This is a genomic window from Rhizobium sp. AC44/96 (genome assembly GCF_001692185.1).
Taxonomy (GTDB): domain Bacteria; phylum Pseudomonadota; class Alphaproteobacteria; order Rhizobiales; family Rhizobiaceae; genus Rhizobium.
The window spans coordinates 550,980-576,042 of record NZ_LXKO01000001.1 but is presented as its reverse complement, the minus strand read 5'-3'; the positions used below and the strand labels follow the sequence as shown (position 1 = coordinate 576,042).

General features: G+C 61.3%; 20 protein-coding genes. 3 read left to right on the top strand and 17 right to left on the bottom strand.

All coding sequences use genetic code 11. The features are described from left to right. Window positions 1-61 precede the first annotated feature (61 nt). The 6 genes from A6U87_RS02745 to A6U87_RS02720 form a co-directional block, all read right to left on the bottom strand. On the bottom strand, window positions 62-643 hold the full coding sequence (locus A6U87_RS02745) for a histidine phosphatase family protein (RefSeq protein ID WP_065689687.1): 582 nt from the start codon (window positions 641-643) through the stop codon (window positions 62-64). 55 nt (window positions 644-698) lie between these two features. Continuing rightward, the gene (locus A6U87_RS02740; RefSeq protein WP_065689686.1) at window positions 699-1,958 is read right to left on the bottom strand and encodes a cyclopropane-fatty-acyl-phospholipid synthase family protein; all 1,260 of its coding nucleotides are present in this window, start codon (window positions 1,956-1,958) and stop codon (window positions 699-701) included. A gap of 135 nt (window positions 1,959-2,093) precedes the next feature. Then, complete coding sequence (locus A6U87_RS02735; protein ID WP_065689685.1) at window positions 2,094-4,403, bottom strand: Tex family protein; 2,310 nt, start codon at window positions 4,401-4,403, stop codon at window positions 2,094-2,096. A gap of 161 nt (window positions 4,404-4,564) precedes the next feature. Beyond that, window positions 4,565-6,136, bottom strand: coding sequence for a diguanylate cyclase (locus tag A6U87_RS02730; protein ID WP_244499410.1), 1,572 nt, complete (start codon window positions 6,134-6,136; stop codon window positions 4,565-4,567). A 405-nt stretch (window positions 6,137-6,541) separates the two neighbouring features. Continuing rightward, entirely contained in the window at window positions 6,542-8,086 is a 1,545-nt protein-coding gene (locus A6U87_RS02725; RefSeq protein WP_141683899.1) for a DUF1254 domain-containing protein, read from the bottom strand. Between the two features lie 48 nt (window positions 8,087-8,134). Next, the gene (locus tag A6U87_RS02720) at window positions 8,135-9,631 is read right to left on the bottom strand and encodes a DUF1254 domain-containing protein (RefSeq protein WP_065689683.1); all 1,497 of its coding nucleotides are present in this window, start codon (window positions 9,629-9,631) and stop codon (window positions 8,135-8,137) included. Window positions 9,632-10,300: 669 nt separating this feature from the next. Between A6U87_RS02720 and A6U87_RS02715 the strand changes: the two genes are divergently transcribed. Further along, window positions 10,301-11,059 carry an SDR family oxidoreductase gene (locus tag A6U87_RS02715; RefSeq protein ID WP_065689682.1) on the top strand — a complete coding sequence of 253 codons (759 nt, stop codon included), beginning with the start codon at window positions 10,301-10,303 and terminating at the stop codon, window positions 11,057-11,059. A 317-nt stretch (window positions 11,060-11,376) separates the two neighbouring features. Continuing rightward, on the top strand, window positions 11,377-13,554 hold the full coding sequence (glyS, locus tag A6U87_RS02710) for a glycine--tRNA ligase subunit beta (RefSeq protein ID WP_065689681.1): 2,178 nt from the start codon (window positions 11,377-11,379) through the stop codon (window positions 13,552-13,554). A gap of 6 nt (window positions 13,555-13,560) precedes the next feature. Here the strand turns inward: glyS and A6U87_RS02705 are convergent, their stop codons facing one another. Then, window positions 13,561-14,001 (bottom strand): YqaA family protein, encoded by a 441-nt coding sequence (locus A6U87_RS02705; RefSeq protein WP_065690229.1) that lies wholly within the window; start codon window positions 13,999-14,001, stop codon window positions 13,561-13,563. 138 nt (window positions 14,002-14,139) lie between these two features. Here A6U87_RS02705 and A6U87_RS02700 point away from each other — a divergent pair, with 138 nt between their 5' ends. Then, a complete protein-coding gene (locus A6U87_RS02700; protein WP_065690228.1) occupies window positions 14,140-14,643 on the top strand; it encodes a DUF523 domain-containing protein in 504 nt (167 codons plus the stop codon). A 55-nt stretch (window positions 14,644-14,698) separates the two neighbouring features. On the opposite strand, the gene A6U87_RS02695 is transcribed toward A6U87_RS02700, so the two are convergent. The 10 genes from A6U87_RS02695 to A6U87_RS02650 all read right to left on the bottom strand — a co-directional run bounded on the left by A6U87_RS02695 (window position 14,699) and on the right by A6U87_RS02650 (window position 25,052). Beyond that, window positions 14,699-16,516: a methyl-accepting chemotaxis protein gene (locus tag A6U87_RS02695; protein WP_065689680.1), complete on the bottom strand. Its 1,818-nt coding sequence runs from the start codon at window positions 16,514-16,516 to the stop codon at window positions 14,699-14,701. Window positions 16,517-16,859: 343 nt separating this feature from the next. Continuing rightward, window positions 16,860-17,315: a plant virulence effector HPE1-like domain-containing protein gene (locus A6U87_RS02690; RefSeq protein WP_065689679.1), complete on the bottom strand. Its 456-nt coding sequence runs from the start codon at window positions 17,313-17,315 to the stop codon at window positions 16,860-16,862. Between the two features lie 103 nt (window positions 17,316-17,418). Continuing rightward, window positions 17,419-18,690 (bottom strand): phosphoribosylamine--glycine ligase, encoded by a 1,272-nt coding sequence (gene purD / locus A6U87_RS02685; protein WP_065690227.1) that lies wholly within the window; start codon window positions 18,688-18,690, stop codon window positions 17,419-17,421. A gap of 155 nt (window positions 18,691-18,845) precedes the next feature. Then, complete coding sequence (locus tag A6U87_RS02680) at window positions 18,846-20,795, bottom strand: DUF2207 domain-containing protein (protein WP_065689678.1); 1,950 nt, start codon at window positions 20,793-20,795, stop codon at window positions 18,846-18,848. Window positions 20,796-20,836: 41 nt separating this feature from the next. Beyond that, complete coding sequence (locus A6U87_RS02675; RefSeq protein WP_065689677.1) at window positions 20,837-22,096, bottom strand: 3-phosphoshikimate 1-carboxyvinyltransferase; 1,260 nt, start codon at window positions 22,094-22,096, stop codon at window positions 20,837-20,839. A gap of 93 nt (window positions 22,097-22,189) precedes the next feature. Then, complete coding sequence (locus A6U87_RS02670; protein ID WP_065689676.1) at window positions 22,190-22,741, bottom strand: LemA family protein; 552 nt, start codon at window positions 22,739-22,741, stop codon at window positions 22,190-22,192. A gap of 318 nt (window positions 22,742-23,059) precedes the next feature. Beyond that, on the bottom strand, window positions 23,060-24,022 hold the full coding sequence (locus A6U87_RS02665) for a glycine--tRNA ligase subunit alpha (RefSeq protein ID WP_065689675.1): 963 nt from the start codon (window positions 24,020-24,022) through the stop codon (window positions 23,060-23,062). 99 nt (window positions 24,023-24,121) lie between these two features. Further along, window positions 24,122-24,526 carry a PIN domain-containing protein gene (locus tag A6U87_RS02660; RefSeq protein ID WP_065689674.1) on the bottom strand — a complete coding sequence of 135 codons (405 nt, stop codon included), beginning with the start codon at window positions 24,524-24,526 and terminating at the stop codon, window positions 24,122-24,124. Then, entirely contained in the window at window positions 24,526-24,756 is a 231-nt protein-coding gene (locus A6U87_RS02655) for an AbrB/MazE/SpoVT family DNA-binding domain-containing protein (RefSeq protein WP_065689673.1), read from the bottom strand. Before A6U87_RS02655 ends, A6U87_RS02660 begins: the two co-directional genes overlap by 1 nt. Window positions 24,757-24,857: 101 nt before the next feature. After that, window positions 24,858-25,052 carry a hypothetical protein gene (locus tag A6U87_RS02650; RefSeq protein ID WP_065689672.1) on the bottom strand — a complete coding sequence of 65 codons (195 nt, stop codon included), beginning with the start codon at window positions 25,050-25,052 and terminating at the stop codon, window positions 24,858-24,860. Window positions 25,053-25,063 lie beyond the last annotated feature (11 nt).

The window sequence follows — 25,063 nt, the reverse complement described above, 5'->3', positions numbered from 1 at the left end:
GTCAAGGTATAGCCCGACGGTCCGCGACAATACGCGCGCCCGGCAGAAAGCCGCGAAAGCTTTATCGCTGGTTCCACCGTCTGATGACCGGCTCGGTCAAATCATGTTCGTAGCCGAGGATGCTGATGCTGGTGGTGTCGAGGATGAAGCGCGAGCCATCCTGCGCGGGCAGCCCGAGCCAACGGGCCGCGAGCACACGCAGGAAATGCGAACTCGAGAAGATCAGGATCGGGGTGTTTGCCTGGCGAAGCTCGGCAATCATCCTGTCCGCCCTTGCGCCGACATCGGCTACGGTCTCGCCATTCGGGCAGCCGTCGCGGAACAGCTGCCAGCCGGGCCGTCCGGCAAGGATTTCCTTGGTAGTGATCCCCTCATAGGCGCCGTAGTCCCATTCAGCGAGATCCGGCTTGATGACGGCATCGGTATCGCACCCCGCAAGCCGGCAGGTGTTTCTTGCCCGTTGCGACGGGCTCGACCACACCGCCGAGACGGAGAGGCCTTCAAGGCGCGCGGCGAGCTTGCGCGCAGCCTCCTCGCCATTGGCCGTGAGGGGAATATCGCTTCGTCCGGTATGTCTTCCCGAAAGGCTCCATTCCGTTTCGCCATGCCGGACGAGATGGATCTCGGGAAATGCGCTGCTCATGCGTTCGCCCTTTCCAAGAAGAAAAGGCGCGGTCGTGCCGCGCCTTCCCGGTGGCTTACAGTATCACCTTTTCCAAAGGCGGGCGCGTTGCCTCGAACTCCTTCAGCTTCGTCTCGTTCTCCGCGATGTAGTTGCGGTTGTCGGGGGTGGAGAACTGGTTCTTGGAGATCTGGATCTGCATGATGAACAGTTCGTCCCAGCGGAAGCCGATCTCGGACCCCGCCAGATAGAACTCCCACATGCGGAAGAAGCGTTCGTCATAGAGTGCGACCGCGTCGGCCTTGCGGGCCACGAAGCGCTCGCGCCAATGGCGCAGCGTGTAGGCGTAGTGCAACGGCAGGACTTCGACGTCCCTGACCAGCAGGCCAGCACTCTCGATCGGCGGCAACGTCTCGCCGATCGACGGAACGTAGCCTTGCGGGAAGATGTACTTTTCGATGAAGGCGTTGGTTCCAAAGCTCGGTTTCGGGCGGGCGATCGAATGCAGGACCATCACGCCATCATCGGCAAGCAGCTCATGTACCTTCTTGAAGAACCTGCCGAAGTTACCGATGCCGACATGCTCGAACATCCCGACGGAGACGATGCGGTCGAACTTCTGGCCGGTCATCGTCCGGTAGTCCTGCAGTTCGAAGCGAACGCGATCGGCAAGGCCCCGCTTTTCCGAACGCTGCCGGGAGATCTTCAGCTGCTCTTCACTGAGCGTGATGCCGGTGAGATCGAGACCGGGCGTCGCTTCGGCAAGGTACATGCCCATGCCACCCCAGCCGGACCCAATCTCCAGGACGCGCTGGTTGGGCTCCAGAAGCAGCTTGGCCGCGATGTGGCGCTTCTTGGCGACCTGCGCCTCCTCGAGGCTGATACCAGGAGGGTTGAAGTAGGCACAGGAATACTGCCAGTCCTCGTCGAGAAAGAGTTCGAACAGACGCTCTGACAGGTCGTAGTGATGGGCGACGTTGCGCTTGTTGTGATTGATCGGGAGGCGGCTTTTCACTTGCTGGACGGCAATGCGGCCGATCAGGAGGGCAGCCATCGGGATATCGAAGATTTCGTTGGTGGTGTTCTGTTTCACCATCTCCAGAAAGTCATAGATATTGCCCTGTTCGAGAATGAACCGGCCGTCCATGTACATTTCGCCGAGTTTGAGGGTCGGGTCGCGGCGGATCAGTTTTTCCGCTTCCTCGTCGGCGATGCGGACGATCACCAGTTCACCGGTTCCGTCCCCTACCTTGTGCGTCTCGCCATTGGCGAGAGTGAGCTTCAAATTACCCTTGCGGATGAGTTTTTGGACAATCGATAAGAATGCCGACGCCATGAATAAGGCCTCGCAATGTGACAGGATAGTCCACTCAACTTAGTACCTCTCTCCCGCCTTACAAGCGCCGTATTTCGCACCTCGGCAACATGGTCGCCGAAGTGTGACATTTTTGCAAACCTGACCGCTAAGCGCTTATTTCCGCTTCATGGCCTCGGCCAAGGCGGCCCCGAATGCACCCTGGCTCTCCTGCTTCGGAGGCGCCGAACGGCGGTCATTCTGGCCGCGAACCGGCGGATTTCCGCGCGACTCGCCGCGTGGCGCCGGAGCCTGTGAGCCATCGTCCTTGCGCATCGACAGACCAATGCGCTTGCGCTTCGCATCGACCTCGACGACCCGAACCTTGACGACATCTCCCGCTTTCACAACTTCGTGAGGATCCTTGATGAACCGATCGGCAAGCTGGGAAACGTGAACCAAACCGTCCTGATGGACGCCAATATCGACGAAGGCGCCGAAGGCCGCGACGTTTGTTACGGTGCCTTCGAGCATCATGCCGGGCTTCAGGTCCGAGATCTCGTTGACACCTTCGGCGAAGGTCGCCGTCTTGAAGCTTGGGCGCGGGTCGCGGCCGGGCTTTTCGAGCTCGGCCAAAATGTCCTTCACTGTCGGCAAGCCGAACTTCTCGTCGATGAACTGGCGCGGATCAACCGACTTCAAAGCCGCGCTGTCGCCCATCAGCGAGCGCAGGTCACGGCCACAGGCAGCCACGATCTTCTTGGCGACACCATAGGCCTCCGGGTGAACCGAAGAGGCATCGAGCGGCTCCTTGCCGTCGCGGATGCGCAGGAAGCCGGCGCATTGCTCGAACGTCCGCTGACCCAGGCGGGCAACCTTGAGCAGGTCGCGACGGGTCTCGAAGCGGCCTTCGCTATCGCGGTGCTTGACGATCGCGTCGGCAATCGAGGCGCCCAGGCCGGAAACGCGCGAGAGCAATGGCGCGGAGGCGGTGTTGAGATCAACGCCGACGGCATTCACCGCGTCTTCGACAACCGCATCAAGCGAACGCGACAGCTTCTGCTGGTCAACGTCGTGCTGATACTGCCCGACGCCGATCGACTTCGGCTCGATCTTGACGAGTTCAGCCAGCGGATCCTGCAGGCGGCGGGCGATCGAGACGGCGCCGCGCAGCGACACATCAAGGTTTGGGAACTCGAGCGCCGCGGTCTCCGATGCGGAATAAACAGACGCTCCGGCTTCCGAGACGATGACCTTGGTCGGCTTCGGCGCCGGTAGGTCGGCCAGCATGTCGGCCACCAGCTTTTCCGTCTCGCGGCTGCCGGTGCCGTTGCCAATCGAGATCAGCTCGACATTGTGTTTGCGGATCAGCGAAGCGAGCTCGATCTGGGCGCCGCGGACGTCGTTTCTCGGCTGGAAGGGATAGACGGTGGAGGTCGCAATCACCTTGCCGGTGGCGTCGGTCACGGCAACCTTGACGCCGGTGCGGATGCCCGGATCAAGACCCATGGTGGGGCGCGAGCCGGCAGGGGCCGCCAGCAGCAGATCCTTGAGGTTGCGGGCGAAGACGTGGATGGCCTCTTCCTCCGCCCGTTCACGAAGCTCGCGCATCAGGTCGAGCGACAGCGACATGGATAGCTTCACGCGCCAGGTCCAGCTGGCGACCTCCATCAGCCAGCGGTCAGCAGGGCGGCTGTTGCCGATCTCGTAGGCAGCGGCGATCATCCGCTCGACCGGCTTGTTCGGCGATGCGGTCTCGGCGTCGGCCTCGATCGTCAGCGTCAGCACTTCCTCGTTCCAGCCGCGCAGCATGGCCAATGCGCGGTGGCCAGGCGCCGTTGCCCAGCGTTCGGAATGATCGAAATAGTCGGAGAATTTCTCGCCCGTCGCCTGCTTGCCATCGACGACCTTGGCCTTCAGCAAGGCGGCGCTGCGCATGTGGGCGCGCAGCTTGCCGAGCAGGTCGGCATTTTCGGCGATGCCTTCGGCAACGATGTCGCGCGCTCCTTCGAGCGCGGTCTTCACATCGGGCACATCGGCGGTGATGTAGCTCTCCGCCAGCGTCGCGGGTTCCTTGGAGCGATCGGCGAGGATGGCTTCGGCCAAGGGACCGAGGCCGCGCTCGCGAGCGATCTCGGCGCGGGTGCGGCGCTTCGGTTTGTAGGGGAGATAGAGATCCTCAAGCTCGGCCTTGGTGGCCGCGCCGGCGATCTTGCCCGAAAGCTCGTCGGTCATCTTGCCCTGGCCGGTGATCGACTCCACGATCGTGTCGCGGCGCGCTTCCAGCTCGCGCAGATAGACCAGTCGTTCCGCCAGATTGCGCAGCTGCGTATCATCAAGCCCACCGGTCACTTCCTTGCGGTAGCGCGCGATGAAAGGCACCGTCGCGCCTTCGTCCAGCAGCTCGATCGCCGCCTTGGCCTGATCCGGCCGGGCGTTGATTTCAGAGGAGATGACAGCGGCAAGCGAACGAAGATCAGCGGCCATGAGAGTTCCTGCGTTTCACGAAAGTTGCGGGACCATAGCGGCGAAAAGCGGCAAGGCAATGCCCTAGTCGGCTTTCCACAGCGGAAGAGTAGCGATCGGGTTATAGGCGGTCTAGCGCCGGAACGTTGCACTCCGCCCCTCTGTCGACCTTTCCTACCTCGCTAGGCGATCATCGCGCGGTCGCTCGGCAAGGGCTTCGGCGCCGACGTCGCCTTGATTGCGCTCCGAGTTCGATTTCGCCCCGCGCTCTTGGCTTCGTACAGCAGCTTGTCGGCCCGTTCATAGAGTGTCACGAAGTCCTCGCTACCGAAAAGACCCGTCACACCCATGCTGGCGGTTACGGGCCGCTCGAGGCCCGACACCGTACGGGCGACAATCGCGGGAATCGCCTGGCGCCGAAGCTCGGCTTGGGTGTCGGCATCATCGCCGCGCAGAAGAAGCACAAATTCTTCGCCGCCAAGACGATAAGCGCGAACACTTGGGCCGGCTTGGAGCGCGTCGGCCACGGCCTTCAACACCTCGTCTCCGACGCTGTGCCCGTTTACGTCGTTGATCGTTTTGAAATGATCGATATCGATGACAGCCAGCGCGGCGAAGCCGTCGGTTCGAAGCTGCTCGAATTGCCGCTCGATCGCCCGCCGGTTCAGCAATCCGGTCAACGGGTCTGTTTCGGACAGCCGTTCGAGCAGTTCGGCTTCGTTGCGTGCGCCGTCTCGTTCGCGCTTGATGGTCACGAAGCGCTCTGCCACGCCAAGCGTCGTGAAAACGACTTCACAGACGCAACCGATATAAAACAGCAGGGTGGCGTCGGTGCTGTGCAGCCAGGGAACGACGCCCGTCACCAGACGGATCAATCCGACCAGAACCATCGGCGTGTAACCGACTGCCTGGTACCTCGCGGCGCGGCTGCCGCGACGCAATGCATCGATCACCGACACCATGAAGACGACAAGCACCGGCGCGAATGCCGCCGTGTATGCGCTCGACTGGATGGGACGCGCAACAAAGGGGAAGGCGGCGTGAAACGCGCTCAGGAATATTGCCCATGCCGCGCAATAGGGCAGCAGGCGGCGCAGCAGCGGATGCATCAATCCCGATTCAACGAAGCTATGGGTGAACATTGCACCCGATGCGACCGTCATCCCGAAGATCGCCGTCGTCATCCAGCTCAGCGTCATCGCTGGAGGATCGAACAGCATGACCGACAGGCCGGATGACACCAGAATGGTCATCAGCAGCGACAATGTGAGAGCCGAGTGCCAGAGGACGAAGGGTTCGCGGAGCGCCCGATAGAAGGCTGCGTTGAAGATGAGAGGCATGACGAGCATGCCGGCAAGTCCCGCCAGAACGAGCAGGAACCGCATATCACCGATGCTGTCGGCTGCGTCCCCGGGTGCCAGATAGGCCCTCTCCAGGGTCATCCGGTGGCTCGGCAGGTCAATTGCGGCGACGACCTGCCGGGTCTCGCTGGTCACATCCGGCAGGGAAGCCTTGAAGTAGCCGCCGGCCATCGAACTCGACAAGGCGGCGGCGGGAATGGTGTTTTCGCGCACCGTGCCGTCCCGATCGATTGCAAGCAGATGCACTGCCTCAAGTGCGCTACGCCTGGAGAGGAGATATCTGGGAAGGGTATCGCCGGAAATGTCGAAGCGAAGCAGCACCCGTTCGGCGTCGATCGAGAATTCCCGGGTGCCGCAGGACCATCGCTCTTCGTTTCGGACGATCGCGACCACGTCTTCCGACAGACTGCCGGATGCCCAGCAAGAACTGCGAATCTTAGAAGAATCCGCCGGGCCAGCCCATGCGGCGCTGAATTGCGCCAGCATCACCAGTAATAGGAAGGCCGCCGAAAGTGTGTTTCGAAGTCCGCTCGAAGTCATCGCTCCCCGTTACGGCAAAATGCTTTTGATGCCGTTAATCGCCGGAACCGGAGCGCCCGCTTTCGGCTTGGCCGAGCAGCCGACCAAGTTAGGCGGAGTGCAAATTGCTCATCAGCGAGAGGAGTTCCATATGGCGGCACTGGACCGACAACCGGCACCGTCAGCCGGCCGCATTGCGCCAATAGGGGACATTCACGAACAAGACGGCAAGGCCGGCACCAACGCGGTACCCGCCATGCCGACCAAACGCGGGAGCTATCAGGTCTTCACTGCTTCGATCTTTGGCGGTTGCCATGAACCATCCAGAATGCCTTCCTTGCCCCAATAGGCGCGGATGTAGAGCGAGAACTTTCCGTCCGGGGCCGGGAGCCAGTTGGCTTCCTTGTCCTTGCCGGGAGACTTCGCACCGACGTAAAGCGTGAGCGAACCGTCGCTGTTGCGCTTGAGGTTCTTGTTCTTCGTACCGAGAGAGTACCGCTTCAGGTCATTCGCGTGGAACAGATGCTTGTCGTTGTAGAGCGTCAGCGACCAGAAGCCATTGACCGGCGGTTCCTGTCCCTCCGCGAAGGTGACGGCGTAGCTGCCGTTCCCGGAAAGCTGTTTACCCCCGGCGTCATAGTCGGTGTAGAAATACTGCGTCTCGTTCGGCCGGTTGTCGAACATGTTCGACTTCGACGTTCCGGTCCGGTTGAAGTAGTCGAGACCGAATTGCGCATTGTTGGTCGAGCGGTTCCAGCCGTTGCCAGCCGGGCGACCGTTGTGCTTCCACTCGAAGAACGGCCCAATGACATTTTTCTCGGTCTCAACGGCTGTCTCCACAAGCAGCTTCTTCAGCTCCGCATCCTTCTCCGCTGCATCAAGCAATAGCCGGAACTGGCCGTACATCGCCTCTTCGCCCCGCAGCGGATCGACCTTGGCGAGAACTTCGCCGAATTGATCGAAGAATTTTTCCGGAACGACCCATTTCGTCTCGCCCCCACCGCCATCGGGGTCGGTCGATTGTGGCACAGGAATTTCCTTCGCCGTCGCCCATTCGATGGTTTTCATCTCGCCGGTGAAGTCCTTCAGCGGATAGAAGACGACCTGGTCGATTGCTGACTGGATTGCCTTCTTGTCTTCGGGCGTGTCGTCCTGGAAGATACGCGGTATGGCGTTTGCTAGCGCTGTCGGGCAACGGATGATGTCGGTAATTCCGTTCGGTTTCAGACCGTTCCATCTCGGGCCGACAAGCAGGTAGAAACCCGGCTTCGTTCCATATGGTTTGCCGACATGACCGAACTGGTCGGTGCGGTGATCGTATAGTGCATAGACCCAGAAGCGATCACCAAAGTCTGGCACCTGCGCGACGACCGGCTCATCGTCGAGCGAAAAGAAGCCGAGGCCATAGACGACATCCTGGTTGGGGCATGTCACAAAGGTTTCGGACGGCTCGATGTAGTCGTGCAGCATGCCGACCTGGCCGCGCGGGGCGGCAGGCAAGATGCCCCCTAACAGGCCCGGATATGGAGCCTGTGTGATCTTGGCGTTGCGGTTGAGCATGTTGACCATGGGCCAACCCCAGACGTAGGCCATCTGCGCGATGGTCTTGGCGTAACCCGGCTGCAGCAGAACACCCGTCGCGGGCATGGTCGGTTCCGACGCGGCACCGACATTCTGTGCCTGCGCTATCGCGCTTGCCGCCAGGATCGGCGCGGTGGAGACGGCCAGAGGGGTTGCTACCCTTGCACCAAGCGCGGCGAATGTTGCCGCGCCAAGGCCGGTCTTCATGGCGTCGCGGCGGTTCATTTCCATCGATTTGGTCATGACTTGAACTTTCCTCGATTTGAGATCAGCAAGAAATCACGGTCGGCACTATTTGAGCTTCACGACGTCATCCGGCTTCCACGTTTGGTCGAAGAATGCCGAGCCGGTCCCGTAGAGGCGAACCGCCGCGATGAAGTCACGGCCTTCGACCGTCTGTATCCAGTTGCTGTCGGGCGCTTCTGCCGGTTTGGTTGCCCCGAAATAGAGATCGACCGACCCGTCGTCGTTCGTCTTCACCTTGTAGAAGCCGTTGATCGATGGCAGGAGCTGCTTCGTCTCCGGCATTGAGCCATCGGTGACGTTGTAGGCGGTCACGGCCCAGAACAGCGCTGCCGGGGGATTGGGCGGCAGGTGCAGCTTGTATCCATTCGATCCATTCAGGAAGTTGCCATCGGCATCGCGGGCGGTGAAGGGATATTTCGAACCGGCGTCCAGCGTCCGCATGACCATGGCGGGAGCCGACGAATAGGCAAACTGGAAATAGGAGGCACGCTGCAGCACATCGAGATAGCTGTCTTGCATCCATTCGGCCGTGCCGCCCGCCCAGATGTTCTCATACTGCCGGTCCGTATAGTAGAGATTGCGCTTGTCGGGGCGGCCGAGCTGACGGCTGGCGAGGATCATCTTGGGAGCCGTCTCAATGGCTTTCTGCAGGGCCGCGTTCTGCTTGTCCGTCGGTTCGAATGGCTGGCCTTTGACAATACCGATCGAGGCGAGTACGCCACGCGTTACAGGATCGATCGAGGCGACAGGTTCGTAATCGACAAAGGCTTTCAGCTTGGTCCAATAGGTGCTGCCGGTCGGATACATCATGTTGACGCGCTTGCCGCTCGCGTCAGGAAACTGCATCGGCTTCACATCCTTCTCGGGCGACCAGAGAGGATAGACACGCGTGCGCTCGGCATTTGCGGCGGCCGGGGCCGGATCAGGTCCGTTTTCGCCCTTCGCCATGATTGTCCGGAAGAACAGGAACACGTTGTAGGTTGGCGACTTGAACGCGAAGTAACCCTTCGGAACTTCGCCATCGTAATCAGGCGGCAGAAGGAGGTAGAGGCCGCCGCGCGCCCGGTCGGGGCCGATCGCACCAACGTCAGTCAATGTGCGCTGGTAGAAGTCGGTAAACATGCCGATGACGTTTGGCGGCGCGGCCACAACCAGCGGACCGTCTTTCTTCAGATCAAGATAGCTCATCGAGTAGATGACATCCGCATTCGGCGTCGGAACCCATGTCCGGCTGTCCATGCGCTCCTTCCAGACCGGCAACACGTTATAGCCAGCGCCGAAGGCAGCCTCGGAGCCATCCTTCATGCCGATCGTATTCAGGATGGGGATGGTGAGCACGTAAGCCTGCACGGCGTTCTGATAATAGAATTGATCAACCAGCGACTCCGCTTCCTGCTGCGGCAGCCAGTTGCCCTTGTTGATCTGTTCCATCAGCGGCGGGATTTTCGCGGCATTGTCCTGTGCGGCGGCAGGCAAAACGGACGCCGCGACAAGCCCCAAGACCGAAACGGCAGTTGCCGAATAGAGATGCGATTTCAACATTGTCTGTCTCCTGTCTCGCCAACGGAATGCAACGGAGCAAGCCGTGGCGGCAGGAGACAAGCAGGAGCAGGTAAATGGAAGTACGTTACGGTAACGTTAGAGGTAAACGCGCGTTCTGAAGTCCGCTTTGGGCCGGCAGCGGCCATAGGCAGATGACAATCTTTCACCAACGACGCCATCAAGCTGCCTCCGACAAATCAGGCTTCGTGGCGATATTCCCACTTGCCTTCCGAGCTTAGTCGTCGCCACGTCTTGCCGCTCGTCGGTGTCCACGTGCCATCAATCGTCTTTACGGGGGCCGATGTGTAGCATCGTCGCCAGTGTTGTGGCTGATCGAGGCCCCAGAAACTGCGCAGAAAGTTGAAGAGCAAATTTAGCATGGCAACAATTATGTCCGTCTAGTCGGGCTCTGTCGCGTGACATCGGCGTGACGCCTACGCCTCCACCGCCCCGTCATCGGTTGTCCGCTTCCGGCCGATAGCCGACATCGACGGTCGGCTGCTTTGCGCTATTGGTGGTTACTGAATTCGAAGATTGAGGGCAGCGTCGGGATAGACACAGCGGTGTCGAGCAGACCATCCACCGTTTGCTATCGCACTGGCAGGAAACGGGTGGCGGCGAATGGGAAGGAGCAATAGCCATCTCCTGCATCACAATCAGGAGGTAAAGATGGAACTGACAAACAAGACAATCATCGTCACCGGAGCGAGCAGCGGGATTGGAGCTGCTGCTGCTCGATTGTTTGCATCCGAGGGTGCGAACGTCGTCTTGGCGGCAAGACGGTCGGAGGAACTCCGCTCAGTGGCGGAGGATATCACCAGAAGCGGCGGTCGAGCGGTCTGGTGCTCAGGCGATGTGCTTGATGGAGCCTATCTTGCCATGTTGACCGAGTTGGCTCTTCATAGCTTCGGCGGCCTGAATGGTGCGTTCAACAATGTCGGGATCGTCGGCGATATGGTCGCAGTGCCTGAGATGTCCATCGACAACTGGAATACGGTAATTGCGACAAATCTGACCAGCGCGTTCTGGGCTGCGAAAGCACAAGTTCCGGCCCTGAAGGAACAGGGCGGCGGTTCCATTATTTTCACCTCCTCTTTCGTCGGGTTCAGCAACGGCGGGCTGCCCGGCATGGGAGCCTACGCCGCCTCCAAGGCGGGGCTGAACGGGCTCGTGCAATCGCTTGCTTCGGAACATGCCGCTGACGGCATCCGGATCAACGCGCTCTTGCCGGGAGGCACCATTACTCCTGCAGGTGGAGAAGGTAATCCGGATGCTTTGAACTTCGTTTCTGGCCTGCACCCGATGAAGAGGATGGCTTCTGCCTCGGAGATTGCTCAGGCTGCGGTTTTCCTGCTCTCCGATCGGTCCCAGTTCATGACCGGCAGTCCCATGATCGTCGATGGGGGCATGTCGGTACGTCTGCTCTAGCCAATAACGAGAGGTGTCGCACTCGGCGGAGTTCGTTGCGACACCTCTCGTAACATTGGGCGCTGTGCACATTGATCGCTTCATTGCTTTCAAAATGACAGCATCGGACCATCGCCGACATCGACATTCGAGCGCGCGGTAAGAGTCTATTTCCAAACAACAAAGGCTGCGGCACGGCACACTGGCTGCCAAAATCCCCTCCCCGCCTCCCTCATCCCTTTTTTGCGGTTGTGCAGATGCGCCATTCTTTGCTAGCAGAGGCGACCGTTTTAGCCCCGCCTTGTGGCGCCTTCCCCCGAGAAGGCAAGGAAAGTAACATGCCCGATCTGCTCCTAGAACTCCGCTCCGAAGAGATCCCGGCCCGCCTGCAGCGCAAGGCCGCCGGCGACCTGAAGAAGCTCGTGACCGATGCACTCATCGAAGCAGGCCTTTCCTACGAAGGTGCGCGCGAATACTGGACGCCGCGCCGGCTGACACTCGATATCCGCGGCCTCACCGCCCGCTCCGCCGACGTGCGCGAAGAGCGCAAAGGCCCGCGCACCGACGCCAACGAAAAGGCGATCGAAGGCTTCCTGCGTGGCGCCGGCCTTGCCTCGATTTCCGAGGCGCAGGTTCAGAGCGACCCGAAGAAGGGCGATTTCTACATCGCCGTGATCTCCAAGCCGGGCCGCAACGCGGAAGACATCATCGCCGGCATCATGCCAGCCATCATCCGCGATTTCCCATGGCCGAAGCCCATGCGCTGGGGCAAAGCGTCCGCGCAGCCGGGTTCGCTGCGGTGGGTTCGCCCGCTGCAATCGATCATCTGCCTGTTCGGCACCGATCATGAGGAAACGACGGTCATCCCGTTCGAGGTCGGCGGCATTGTCGCCTCCAACGTGACCTACGGGCACCGTTTCCACGCGCCGGACGCGATTACCGTCAAGCGCTTCGACGATTATGTTGCGAGCCTGGAGAAGGCCAAGGTGATCCTCGACGGCGAGCGCCGCAAGGACATCATTCTGCACGACGCCCGGGATGTCGCCTTCGCGAACGGCCTGGAACTGGTGGAAGATGAGGGCCTGCTCGAAGAAGTATCCGGCCTCGTCGAATGGCCGCAGGTGCTCATGGGCAGCTTCGAGGAGGATTACCTCTCGATCCCGTCCGAGATCATCCGCCTGACGATCAAGACGAACCAGAAGTGCTTCGTGACGCGCCCCGTCGGCGGCGACACGCTGTCGAACAAGTTCATCCTCGTTTCCAACATCGAGGCGAGCGACGGCGGCAAGGAAATCATTCACGGCAACGGCAAGGTCGTGCGCGCCCGTCTTTCCGACGCGCTGCACTTCTGGAAGCGCGACCAGGGCAACCTGCCGGATCTGGAGACGCTTGAGGCCTCGGCCAAGAAGTTTAGCCTCGACCTCAAGAAGCCGCTCGACCAGCGCATGGCGAAGCTCGATTCGCTCAACGTCACCTTCCACGCCAAGCTCGGCACCCAGGGGGAGCGCGTCGAGCGCATCCGCGCAATGGCGGCGAAGGTCGCCTTCCCTGCCGGCGCCGACTACAAGCTGGTCGATCGCGCGGTCGTGCTGGCAAAGGCAGACCTTCGCACCGAAGCCGTCGGCGAGTTTCCGGAACTGCAGGGCGTGATGGGCCGGAAATATGCGACCCTCCAGGGCGAAGACGCCGTCGTCTCCACCGCCATTGAAGAGCACTACAAGCCACAGGGGCCGTCCGACCAGTTGCCGCAGGACAAGGTCGCGATCACTGTCGCGCTGGCCGACAAGCTGGACACGCTGATCGGCTTCTGGGCCGTCGACGAAAAGCCGACCGGCTCGAAGGATCCCTTTGCACTGCGCCGCGCCGCGCTTGGCGTCATCCGCATCATCCTGGAGCGTGGCGTCCACCTGACGCTGCTGCCGCGGATCGTCAGCCACATGGGCCGGATCGACATGGATATCGGCAACACTGTGGACGCTGACGACATGTCGCGACAGCTGGATCTGCTGTCCTTCTTCCATGATCGCCTGAAGGTCTATCTGCGTGACCAGGGTGCCCGCCACGATCTCATCGATGCGGTGCTGACGCCCGAGACCGACGACCTGCGTATGGTTGCCCGTCGCGTCGAAGCGCTGACTGCGTTCATCACCTCCGAAGACGGCAAGAACCTGCTTGCCGGCACCAAGCGCGCCGTGCAGCTGCTGGCCGCCGAGGAGAAGAAGGGTACCGTCGTTGCTGATGGCGTTTCAGAAGCATTGCTCAAGCTCGATGCCGAGCGTGAGCTCTTCGCGGCGATTACCACCGCTTCCGCGGAAGCGACGGACGCTGTTTCGAAGGAAGACTTCCGCTCGGCGATGGCGGCACTCTCCAAGCTGCGCGCACCCGTCGATCGCTTCTTCGACGACGTGCTCGTGAACGACCCGGACGCGGCGATCCGTGCCAACCGACTTGCCCTGCTTCGCCTCATCCGCGAAGCGACAGGCACCGTTGCCGACTTCTCGAAGATCGCCGGCTAAGCGGCGTCAGCCCATGACGCCCGCCGTAGCAGCAGCCAAAACCGCGTAGCGCGCGGTTTTGGCGATCGTCACGAGCGCCAGAAATGTCGGCAACGGCTCCTTGAGAACACCGGCGACGACAGTGATGGGGTCGCCGACAACAGGCAGCCAGCTGGCAAGCAGCGACCACTTGCCGTAGCGACGATACCAGCCCTGAGCCCTGTCGAGCGCAGCCCCGCCGACGGGAAACCAACGCCTGTCGCGGAAACGCTCTATCCCGCGTCCGAGCAGCCAGTTCAGCAGCGAGCCAAGCACATTTCCCGCGCTGGCAATGGCGACGAGCAGGACAATCGAGTACTCCCCTGCCAGAATGAGGGCGACCAGCCCGGCTTCGGATTGCATCGGGAAGATCGTCGCCGCCGCAAACGACATTGCGAACAACCCTGCATAGATCGCAAGGCCAGTCATGGCATGTCCGACGGCAGCGCCGCCATACGGCTGGACGGTCTCGGAATGACGAAATCCTCTTCGTGATGACTTGGCGATGGCGGCTGCCGAGGGGATGAAGGCTGGAACTATCATGTCCGCTGCATTATGCCCAACACCATGCAGAAGATTCTCGTCAGCGCCTGCCTCATGGGTCACGCGGTCCGTTATGACGGCCGGTCGAAACCGCTTCTCCATCCAGCCATCGAGCGCTGGCGTGCGGAAGGTCGGCTGGTGACGATCTGTCCGGAGATGTCCGCAGGCATGCCGGTACCGCGACCGCCAGCGGAAATCGAGAATGGCGCCACCGGCGCGGATGTCCTGGCGGGAACGGCACGGGTCGTCGAGATCACCGGCGTTGACGTCACCGGGCAATTTCGGCAGGCGGCGGAGAATGCGTTGCGACTTGCCACGGAGGAAGGTTGCCGCCTTGCTCTGCTGATCGACGGAAGCCCCTCCTGCGGCTCGGGTTTCATCTATGACGGGTCATTTACGGGCACGAGACTAAGTGGCAGCGGCGTCACGGCAGCGCTGCTGCAGCGGGCAGGCGTCGAGGTCTATTCCGACCGGGAGATCGAGGCGCTGCTGACGCGACTGGCCGAGATCGAAAAGCCGGCAACGTAAACAGCCGCCGGATTTCTCCAGCGGCTGTAAAAGTTCGACAAGGAATGACAGCTGATTACGCCGCGCGGCGGACCTGCTGCGTGAGTTCGCTGCCGTTGCTGATGCGGAAGCCGCGAATGAGGTTCAGCAGTTCGTCGGTGTCGTTGGCGAGCGATTCCGCCGAAGCCGTCGTTTCCTCCGCCATTGCGGCGTTCTGCTGGGTCGCGGCGTCGAGCTGGTTCATCGAGGACGAGATCGAGCGCAGCGTCGTATCCTGTTCGGAGGCGCTGTGGGCGATCTTGGCGACGATTTCGTTGGCAGCCTTGATCTGATCGGAAATGCGCTTCAGGGCTTCACCAGCTTCGCCGACCAGCTTGACGCCTTGGTCGACCTGGCCAGACGACCGTGCGATCTGGTCCTTGATCTCCTTGGCGGCAGCAGCCGAACGCTGCGCGAGCTCGCGCACTTCCTGCGCCACGACCGCGAAGCCCTTGCCGGATTCGCCGGCGCGAGCTGCTTCAACACCGGCGTTCAGCGCCAGCAGGTTGGTCTGGAAGGCGATGTCGTCGATGACGCCGATGATCTTGCCGATTTCGTCGGACGACTTCTCGATACCGCTCATGGCTGCGATAGCTTCGGTCACGACCGCATCGCTGCGGGTTGCTTCGGTGCTGACCGCATGGACGCGCTTGCTTGCTTCGTGCGCGCCTTCGGCAGTCTGGCGAACGGCGACGGTAAGCTGGTCCAGCGCAGCAGACGTCTCTTCGAGGCTTGCGGCTTGGCGCTCGGTGCGCTGCGAGAGGTCGTTGGAGGCGCGACGGATCTCTTCCTTGCTGACACTGATGTCGCCGCCCTTGGCGTTGACCCGTGCCATGGCTGCCTCAAGATGCGAGAGAGCATCGTTGAAATTGTCACGGAGGGCTTCGTACTTGCCGCCGAGGTCGGCGCAGCGAACGGTCAGATCGCCACGCGCAATCTGCTCGAGGGCCTGGCCGATCGTCGCGACGACGCGCGTCTGGGCCGCCGCTTCATCGCGCTGCAGACGCTGGCTGTTCTCACGCTCGCCATCCAGTGCCATCTGCTGCGCGGTTTCGCGTTCGGACATCACGTGACGTTCCTTGACCTTCTGCTGCAGCGACTGCGTCGCCCGCGCCATCATGCCGATCTCGTTGTTCATTTCGGCATGCGGGATCGCGAGCGTGACGTTTTCGTCTGCGACCGCTTCCAGTGCCTGGTGAACATCCTGCAGCGGCTTGGAGATGCCGCGAATGAAGTAGTAGGCGGCAGCGATGCCGGCAACCGCGATGATCGCGCAGGCAATCAGCGCCTTCCAGATCGCAGCATTGATCTGCGCCTGCAGGTCATCGAGATAGACGCCGCTGGACACGACGAGCTGCCACGGTTGGAAGGAGGCCGAGTATGAGCCCTTCTCGAACAGCTGGTCAGCAGGCTGGCCCGGCTTGCTCCAATAATAGATCGTCCGGCCGCCACCTGCGCGACCCTTGGCAACCATGTCCTTGCTGAAATAGGTGCCGTTCTGATCCACCTGGCTGCTCATGTCCTTGCCGATGTTGACGGGGCTCGGATGGAAGCGCTGCACCACGTTGTAGTCGTAACCGAACAGATAGCCCGCCGGCTCGAACTTGACCTTGGAGAGAATCTTGAAGGCTTCAGCCTGGGCGGCTTCATGCGTCATCTCGCCCGACTTCTCGCGCTGATAATAGGCATCGAGTACGGAGATGCCTGATTCCACCTGCGTGCGCAGAAGGTCGAAGCGATCGTCGTAGATCGCCTGCGATGTAGTACGGATCTGGAAGAAAGTGGCAATGGCGAAGGCGGCCATCAGCACGCCGACAAGGGCGAAAAGCTGGTGCGCAATCTTGAGCTTTTTCATGAATGTCTCGCGAATATGGATGAACGGGAAATTCCGGACCGGTCAACTCCCGACCTTCGCGCAGCAGCACGCATGGCGAGCGCAATCATGCGCCCTCCGGCATATCGATAAAATTAGAGTGAATGGTTGAATTATCGTTTAAGATCAGACCCCATAGCGGCATGCGGCCTATGCGAGATCTAACCCGTATCTTTTTGCAGGCGAGCGCAATCGGCGCCCGGTACGATATGGCAGGCAGATATAGAAAATGCGCCCCTGCTTCTCTTCAGGAGCGCATTTATCCACCCCAGGGGTGGAACCCCATTCAATCGAAACCTTGATCGGAGGGGCAGGGAACTTTGAATTAGGGCCGTAGCTCGAAAGATGAAACGTCGAGCGGGGCGATTTGTTCCCGCGCTCCCGCAACGCCGGCTGCGACGGGCTTGGTATTGGTGCCGATCACGGCTGCGGTGGTTGCCGTCTCATCAATACCGTCTGGCGCGGAGGCAATCGCGGTCGTCGTGGGCGCTTTGGTGACGAAGACGACGGGCGAACCGCCCATCCAGCCTTCCGTTCGATAAAGCTTCTTTTCGCCGTCGACGTCGCGGATCTGCGAGTGCTCGAGCGAGCCATCGGCCAACGTGGGGACGACGTAGTCCTTTTTCATCTGCTTTGGCTGCAGCGGCGGGCACGTGGTGCACACCTTCGTGAGGATGCTGCTGCTACCGCTGCCGGCACCGGTCCCGACGACCTCGATCGAGGAGGCAAAGGCAGAGCCTGCCGCAAACACAGCTATCGCACCCAAAATGACCTGACGCATGGAACACTCCGTCTCACGTTGAGAAGAGACTAGCGCGGCTTTGTTTCCATCCCGTCAGGGGAAACGGTAAAAATTTAGAGAACTGCCCCGATTTCGGGTTTGCTCACGCTTTTTCGCGCTTGATCGCCTGCCAGCCGATATCGCGGCGGCAGAAACCATTGTCCCATTCCACCTTGTCGAGCAGGGCATAGGCGCGGGTCTGGGCTTCACCGACCGTCTTGCCTGATGCGGTAACGTTCAACACGCGGCCTCCGGTGGCGACCAGTCCGCCATCCTTCAGGGCTGTGCCGGCATGGAACACCTTGGCGCCCTCGCCCGCTTCGGGAATGGACTTGATCGGCGTGTTCTTGTCGTAGCTCCCAGGATAGCCCTTCGATGCCATGACGACGGTCAGCGCCGGATCGTCGCTCCACTCGGCCGTGACCTTGTCGAGGGTGCCGGTTGCCGTCGCATAGAGGATCGGCAGCAGATCGCTCTTCAGGCGCATCATCAGCACCTGGCATTCGGGATCGCCGAAGCGGACGTTGTATTCGATCAGCTCCGGGCCCTTCTTGGTGATCATCAGGCCGGCGAAGAAGACGCCGGAGAAGGGATAGCCGCTTTCGGCCATGCCGCGCATCGTGGGCTCGATGATTTCCTTCATCGTGCGCTCGACCATCTCAGCCGTCATCACAGGAGCCGGCGAATAAGCGCCCATGCCGCCAGTGTTCGGGCCGGTATCGCCCTCTCCCACCCGCTTGTGGTCCTGGGCGGTGGCGAGCGCCAGCGCGTGCTTGCCATCGCTGAGGCAGAAGAAGCTTGCCTCTTCGCCATCGAGATAGGCTTCGACCACGACTTCGGCACCGGCAGAACCGAACGCGCCTTCGAAGCAATCGTCGACGGCGGCGAGCGCTTCATCGACGGTCATGGCGACGGTAACACCCTTGCCGGCGGCAAGGCCATCGGCCTTGACGACGATCGGGGCTCCCTGCTCGCGAATATAGGCCTTGGCCTTCGGGGCGTTGTTGAAGCGCTGGTAAGCGCCGGTTGGAATGTCGTAGCGGGCGCAGATGTCCTTGGTGAACCCCTTGGAGCCTTCGAGCTGGGCGGCAGCGGCCGAGGGGCCGAAGACGGCAAAGCCTGCGGCGCGCAGCTTGTCGGCAATGCCCGCGACCAGCGGTGCTTCCGGGCCGACGACGATGAAGTCGATTGCCTTGTCCTTGCAGAAAGCAATGACGGCGGCATGGTCGTCGACATCAACAGGAACCAGCGTCGCGTGTTCGGCAATGCCGGGGTTTCCGGGGGCGGCGTAGAATTCCGTGAGCTCAGGCGATTGCGCCAGTTTCCAGGCCAATGCGTGCTCGCGTCCGCCCGATCCGATCAACAGAACCTTCATGCCCATCCCTTTCGCGTTTCCGTCTGGCGGTTAAGGGGAGTGGGCCCAAAGGTCAAGCACAATGCTTGCCCGGGTCAAGCGAGAATGCTTGCCCGGGGTCAAGCAGCATGCTCGACCGGTCAAGCGGAATGCTGCCTTAGAGGACGGAGGAAGGCTTACCAGCCCCCGCCGCCACCGCCGCCGCCACCACCGCCGGAGAAGCCGCCGCCACCACCGCCGCCGCCGGAAAACGCCGAGGAGGAGTTGGGCGGCGGGCTTGGCAGCGTGGAGGCGATGGTCGACGCCATCGACGACGAGAAGCCGCCGATGCGATCGGAAAAATTGCCGCCGCTGAAATTGCCGGAGTACCAGCCGGGATGATAGGCGGCGGCACCGGCCACGCCTGCCGCGGCCGCCGCGAGCCAGAGTTCGAAAGTCCGGCTCCACGGCTTCTCGACACCAAGCGCGACGGCATAGGGCAGCAGCTTTTCGAAATGTTGCGGCGACATCTCGGGCGCGCCCGCCATGTTCATGCGGTCCTTTTCGGCAAGCGTCAGATACTGGCGCAGGCCGTCGATGCCATCCATCAGCTTCGCGCCAAGCGGCGTCGGCGCTCCCATGATGAAGACATAGAGCACGTTCAACAACACGATGCCGCCGATCGCAAACAACATCGGCGTTTCGTGGAGTTCCATCAGCGACGAGAACAGGGCGAGCCCCAGGCTCGAAAGAATGCTGAAACCGATGAAGGCTACGATGGCAATCGAGATCACTGCCACGATCTTGCCGCCCAGCGAACCGCCCGGGCGAAACGACTTGGCGATATTGCCGATGAAGATCGAGACGAAAACGGTGACGATGATGGGGATCACCATCAGAGCGATCGCATCGGGCTCCAGCGTGCCGAAGACGAAGAGAGCGACCAGCGCCGCCGCACTGAGGATAATGCCGCCGACCGTGTAGCCGGCGTTGGAGTTGTAGTATTGGCCGCGATGCTCGCGCTCGATCGCCGAGCGGAAGCTTTCGCCAACCGATTTCACGCGCTGGCCGTTCGCCTTGTCGATGGTGAGCGATCCCTTGCTGCCAACGGCGTTCAGAAGGCTTGCCTCGCCCGCTTCGAGCTTTTCCTTGCCGACCGGCTTGTCGGTGCGGCGGATGATGATCGAGTTCTTCAGGTCTTCCAGCACGACATAGCCGCGCACCGCGAGATTGAGCGCCGTTGCCGAAAGCGCCGTCCAGCCCTGACCTGAGAAACCGCGATTGTCGATATAGTTCACCAGCGCCGGCGAGATGCCATCCGGCGGATCCCAGCGCGGCACGATGACACCGCGCGCCGGATCGCGGCCTACCTTCAGCCAGGAGCGCGTGTAGTAGAGGAAGACCAGGATCAGGCCGCCGAAGCCGATGAAATAGTCGCGATTGTCGCTCAGCCACCAGCGCTTGGTGTCCGCGTCGCTCGGAGGATCGATCGATCCCTTCGGCATCTTGACCGCGATCGTCAATCCTTCCCCGGCATCCAGCGGCTGCGTGGCCGTAAACACTAGGCGATCGCCGCTTGTGGAAACACGCGCGTTCCGGTCGGTAGAGCCGAGTGGGCCGGTGAAGAAGGCTGTGTCGATCGAATGCACGCCCTCTGGAAGTCTTACGGAGGCCGTCGCCGCCATGATCGGAAAGATCCAGCCGTTGCCGGTGACGTTCCAGTAGAGTTCGTCGTGATCGGGGAAGTAACGGATCTGCCGGTTGGTGCGGTAGGTAATGTCGTACTGATGCCGGCCATAGCTCAGCATGACGTCTTCCGACCCGGCGTAGATACGAATGCCGCCGGTTATGGATTCCGTATGCCAGGGCTCGTCGCGTCCGTCGCGTTTCACCGAGACGACGTCGAAATCGACGCGGATGGTACGCCCGTCGGCATTCTTCATCGTCAACGGAAAATCGCGAAAGATGCCGCGCCGGATACGGTTGCCCTCGGCATTGACCGATATCGTTTCCGTCACCGTCATCGAGCCGCTCTTGTCGAGCACGATGTCGGAGGCAAACGAATTGATGACCTCCCTGGCAAGAGAAGGGCCAGCGGCAAGCATCAGGAGCAGTGCAAAGCAAAAACCGAGAAGCCGCCGGATCATTCCATTCCCCCGCCCGCGGCTTCCCGCCGCCTCAGATAGTGTCAGTCCTCGTCCGCATAGGTCACGCCGAGCCCCGCCAGCGTCCGCCAGTAGGACGGAAAGGTCTTGCCGACGCAATCCGGATCCAGAATGGTGATGCCGTCGATCTTCAGCCCGGCGAGCGCGAAGCTCATGGCGATGCGGTGGTCGGCGAAGGTGTCGATATCGGCCGGCAGATGCTGGCCTGATAGTGCCGGGTCGGAGGCGACGATCAGGTCGTCACCGTCTTCGGTGGCAAGGCCGGCGCGGATATTGTTGAGACCGGTCGAGACGGCGTGGATGCGATCGCATTCCTTGACGCGCAGGTTGGCGATGCCCGTGAAGCGCACCGGCGTCTCGTTGAAGGCTGCCAGCACGGCGATGGTCGGCACCGCATCCTGCATCTGCGAGCCGTCGATTTCGGCAGGCAGGTGCGGGAACTGCCGGATGACGTCGTAGGCCTTGGCGTCCGGCTGGGTGAAATCCTCATTGGCGACCCCGAGGTCGATATCGCCCTTGGTCAGCACTTCGGCGGCCCAGAGATAAGTGGCGGCGGAGGCGTCCGGCTCGATGACGAAATCGGTGGCGGTGTAGCCTGTCGGCTCGATCACCCACGAAGACGACGTCGGCTGCGTGACCTTGGCGCCGAAAGCGCGCATGACAGCGAGCGTCAGATCGATATAGCCGCGCGCGCCGATATCGGCGCCGGCAAGCTCGATGGTGAACGGCTCGGAGCCGCAGGCGGCCGCCATCTGCAGGGCGGAGACATACTGGCTGGAGAGGCCGGCATCGATGACGACCTTGTTGCTGGCGAAGCGACCGGTGGCATCGATCGTCACCGGCGGGCAGCCGGTCGGCGCCTCGATCGCGACACCGAGCGCCTTCAGGGCATCGACCAGCGGCTTGATCGGGCGCTTGCGCATGTGCTCGTCGCCATCGACGACATAACGGCCATGGCCGAGCGCCAGCGCTGCCGTCAGGAAGCGTGTCGCGGTGCCGGCATTGCCGAGAAAGAGCGGCGCCGAGGGAGACTTGAGCTCGCCGGAACTGGTGACGACGAAGGTCGTCGCATCGGGCTCATCCACGGTCACGCCCATGGCGCGCAGAGCTTCGGCCATATAACGCGTGTCGTCGCTCTTCAGCGCGCCGGTCAGCCGGCTGGTGCCCTTGGCGAGACCGGCCAGAAGCAGCGCGCGGTTGGTGATCGACTTCGAGCCGGGAGGTACGGCGCGACCGGACAGCGGCTTGGCCGCCGGGATGATGGTGAGCTTGTCTTTACTCATTACCTTGTCTTTTCCGTCTTTGCGCAACGGCCATGTCAGGCCACGATCATGCCCTGCTCATAGCAGCTTTTGCGCAAAGGCAAATGGCGGATGTCAGAACTTTACGGTCGGAACGGCGCGATCGGCCTCGTTGGTGATTTCGAAATACTCCCGCTTGCTGAAACCGAACTGGCCGGCGACCAGATTGGACGGGAAGCTTTCGACCTTGACGTTGAGATCGCGGGCAGCGCCGTTGTAATAGCGCCGCGCCATCTGGATTTCGCTTTCCATCGTCTCGAGCGAGGACTGCAGCTCGCGGAAATTCTCGTTGGCCTTCAGATCAGGATAGGCTTCGGCCAACGCCATGACACGACCAAGCGCAGCACCAAGCAAGCCTTCCGCCTGGGCGCGTCCGGCGACATCGCCCGTGGGCACGGCCTGCGCCTGGTTTCGGAGCTTGACGACCTCTTCCAGCGTCGTCTTTTCGTGAGTTGCGTAGCCCTTCACGGTCTCGATCAGATTGGGGATCAGATCGGCGCGGCGTTTCAACTGTACGTCTATGCCCGACCAGGCTTCCTCGGCCATCTGCCGGGCGCGAACAAGACCATTGTAGATGAAGACAATATAGAGCGCGATCAGGACGATGACGCCGAGAGCTATTAACATCGAGAATCCCCCGCAACGACGTAAAGTTGCCCGCGAGACTATGCGGCTTGCCTCGGCTTGTCATCCGGCATTTCAGCTGCAAGTGCGCCCGCCTAAGAAGAAGGGTAGTGAAATCTCACGATACCGCGACGGCTCGATGAAGCCTATCTTCCGATCAGCGCAAGCCGATCACGGCTTCTCCCGGAACTTGCGACGAAGAAAGTCAAACCATGAGCGCAGTCGTTTTCCTGCTAAACATGCTTGCCATCGGATCGTTCGTTATCTTCCAGGGCGCGCCGCGTCCTGTTGAAATCCGTTCCGAAAGACGCCAGCGTTAAATCAGGCGGCTGCCTTGCCGAGATTGACGCCACCGGCATCGGTCAGCAGGAAGGCTTCGCCGCAGGCCTTGGCGAGCGTGCGCACACGCAGGATATAGCTCTGGCGCTCCGTCACCGAGATCACGCCGCGCGCGTCCAGCAGGTTGAAGACGTGCGACGCCTTGATGCACTGGTCGTAGGCCGGGAAGACGCACTTGTGCAGCTTCTGGTTATCGCTGTCGCCAGGAGCGCCGGCGGCGAGAAGCGCCTGACATTCCTTCTCGGCATCGATGAAGTGGCGATGCAGCATCTCGGTGTTGGCGTATTCGAAATTGTGGCGCGAGTATTCCTGTTCGGCCTGCAGGAAGACGTCGCCGTAGCTGATCTTCTCGTCGCCTTCGCGGCCGTTGAAGTTCAGGTCGTAGACGTTGTCGACGCCTTGGACATACATCGCGAGGCGCTCGAGGCCGTAGGTCAGTTCGCCCGCGACAGGGGAGCATTCGAGGCCGCAGACCTGCTGGAAATAGGTGAACTGCGAGACTTCCATGCCATCGCACCAGCACTCCCAGCCGAGACCCCAGGCGCCGAGCGTCGGGCTTTCCCAGTCGTCCTCGACGAAACGGATGTCGTGCAGCAGCGGATCGAGGCCGATGGCGGCGAGCGAACCGAGATAGAGTTCCTGCAGGTTCGGCGGGTTCGGCTTCAGGATGACCTGGTACTGGTAGTAATGCTGCAGGCGGTTCGGGTTTTCGCCATAGCGGCCATCGGACGGGCGACGCGACGGCTGCACATAGGCAGCCTTCCATGGCTTGGGACCAAGCGCACGCAGCGTCGTTGCAGGGTGGAAGGTACCGGCGCCGACTTCCATGTCGTAAGGCTGCAGCACCGCGCAACCCTTGTCCGCCCAGTAGCTGTGCAGCGTCAGGATCAGCGCCTGAAAGGAGCGCTTCGGGTTCATGTGGTCGGGGATGCTGGATGCAGACATGAGGTTAGTCGCCATTCAATTGGTTCGGTCGGGCGACAGGTGCCACGAGCGGCGGTGAGGGTCAAGCATTTCGCGCGGAGGCAGTGGTGGCGAGCGCGTTTACAGGAAGGGATTAATGACAGTCATCCGCCCATCTATGATCAGGCCGCTCTGCAAATCCTCGGAATAGTATCGCGTGCAGTCCATCGCCAGCGCCGCCGACAGCATCGTGGCGTCGTAAAACGCCAAATTATAACGCTTGGCCAGATCAATTGCGCCTTTGGTCGTACTCAGGTCCAAACTGCTTATGGTTGCCGCCATGGTCGTCAAAGCGTCGACCGCACTCTCTATTTCAGGCCATGAGAGATTGAGCTTCTTTCGTCCGACATTTGCGAATTCATTCAACGCCTGAACGCTCATCGCGAACGGCTGCAGCAGCAGACTTTGCGCCACCGGTGCCTTGCTATCCTCTGATAGAGCATAGACGATGATGTTGGTGTCGAGGAAATTGACAACCTCCGCCATTATCGCCTGTTCGCGTCTTCTCGGTCGAACTTCCAGTCCGACGGAAGCTGCAGTTTGAACGCCTTGATGCGTTCAAATGCTCTCTCTCGCACGTCGTTGCGCGCAACCTCAAACGCCATGTCTTCGGCGACGCGGATTGTTACGTCATCGCCTTCTTTCAGCTCAAGCGCGTCGACGACGACACTGGGGATGCGGACGGCAAGGCTATTGCCCCATTTGGCAACCTGCATGGCACACCTCATGATATACACTGCCTTCCTGTATATCATGAAAAAGAGCGAGCATCAAACCTGCAGCAATTCGCTCGCCGCACAAGCAAGCCGACATGAGGCTATTCGTCATCGTCCTTCTTCAGGTGATACTCCCCGGTCACCGGGTCCTTGACCAGCGTACCGATCGCGCCGGTCTGCCGCTCCTTCTGGGCGCGGCGCGATCGTTCGGAAAGCCTCTGGGCTTCCGCGACGAAGCGGCGGTAGAGAAGCCAGGCGCCCGCGACCAGCAGGCCCATGATTATCAGTTGCGGCATATCGCCTGTTT

Excerpts from the sequence above, each read along its gene's own strand:
- A6U87_RS02670 (WP_065689676.1), bottom strand. The coding sequence starts at position 22,741 with ATGTTAATAGCTCTCGGCGTCATCGTCCTGATCGCGCTCTATATTGTC.
- A6U87_RS02680 (WP_065689678.1), bottom strand. The coding sequence starts at position 20,795 with ATGATCCGGCGGCTTCTCGGTTTTTGCTTTGCACTGCTCCTGATGCTT.
- purD (WP_065690227.1), bottom strand. The coding sequence starts at position 18,690 with ATGAAGGTTCTGTTGATCGGATCGGGCGGACGCGAGCACGCATTGGCC.
- A6U87_RS02650 (WP_065689672.1), bottom strand. The coding sequence starts at position 25,052 with ATGCCGCAACTGATAATCATGGGCCTGCTGGTCGCGGGCGCCTGGCTT.
- A6U87_RS02725 (WP_141683899.1), bottom strand. The coding sequence starts at position 8,086 with ATGACCAAATCGATGGAAATGAACCGCCGCGACGCCATGAAGACCGGC.
- A6U87_RS02740 (WP_065689686.1), bottom strand. The coding sequence starts at position 1,958 with ATGGCGTCGGCATTCTTATCGATTGTCCAAAAACTCATCCGCAAGGGT.
- A6U87_RS02735 (WP_065689685.1), bottom strand. The coding sequence starts at position 4,403 with ATGGCCGCTGATCTTCGTTCGCTTGCCGCTGTCATCTCCTCTGAAATC.
- A6U87_RS02700 (WP_065690228.1), top strand. The coding sequence starts at position 14,140 with ATGCAGAAGATTCTCGTCAGCGCCTGCCTCATGGGTCACGCGGTCCGT.
- A6U87_RS02655 (WP_065689673.1), bottom strand. The coding sequence starts at position 24,756 with ATGCAGGTTGCCAAATGGGGCAATAGCCTTGCCGTCCGCATCCCCAGT.
- A6U87_RS02720 (WP_065689683.1), bottom strand. The coding sequence starts at position 9,631 with ATGTTGAAATCGCATCTCTATTCGGCAACTGCCGTTTCGGTCTTGGGG.
- A6U87_RS02660 (WP_065689674.1), bottom strand. The coding sequence starts at position 24,526 with ATGGCGGAGGTTGTCAATTTCCTCGACACCAACATCATCGTCTATGCT.
- A6U87_RS02675 (WP_065689677.1), bottom strand. The coding sequence starts at position 22,096 with ATGAGTAAAGACAAGCTCACCATCATCCCGGCGGCCAAGCCGCTGTCC.
- A6U87_RS02665 (WP_065689675.1), bottom strand. The coding sequence starts at position 24,022 with ATGTCTGCATCCAGCATCCCCGACCACATGAACCCGAAGCGCTCCTTT.
- A6U87_RS02695 (WP_065689680.1), bottom strand. The coding sequence starts at position 16,516 with ATGAAAAAGCTCAAGATTGCGCACCAGCTTTTCGCCCTTGTCGGCGTG.
- glyS (WP_065689681.1), top strand. The coding sequence starts at position 11,377 with ATGCCCGATCTGCTCCTAGAACTCCGCTCCGAAGAGATCCCGGCCCGC.
- A6U87_RS02705 (WP_065690229.1), bottom strand. The coding sequence starts at position 14,001 with ATGACTGGCCTTGCGATCTATGCAGGGTTGTTCGCAATGTCGTTTGCG.
- A6U87_RS02745 (WP_065689687.1), bottom strand. The coding sequence starts at position 643 with ATGAGCAGCGCATTTCCCGAGATCCATCTCGTCCGGCATGGCGAAACG.
- A6U87_RS02715 (WP_065689682.1), top strand. The coding sequence starts at position 10,301 with ATGGAACTGACAAACAAGACAATCATCGTCACCGGAGCGAGCAGCGGG.
- A6U87_RS02690 (WP_065689679.1), bottom strand. The coding sequence starts at position 17,315 with ATGCGTCAGGTCATTTTGGGTGCGATAGCTGTGTTTGCGGCAGGCTCT.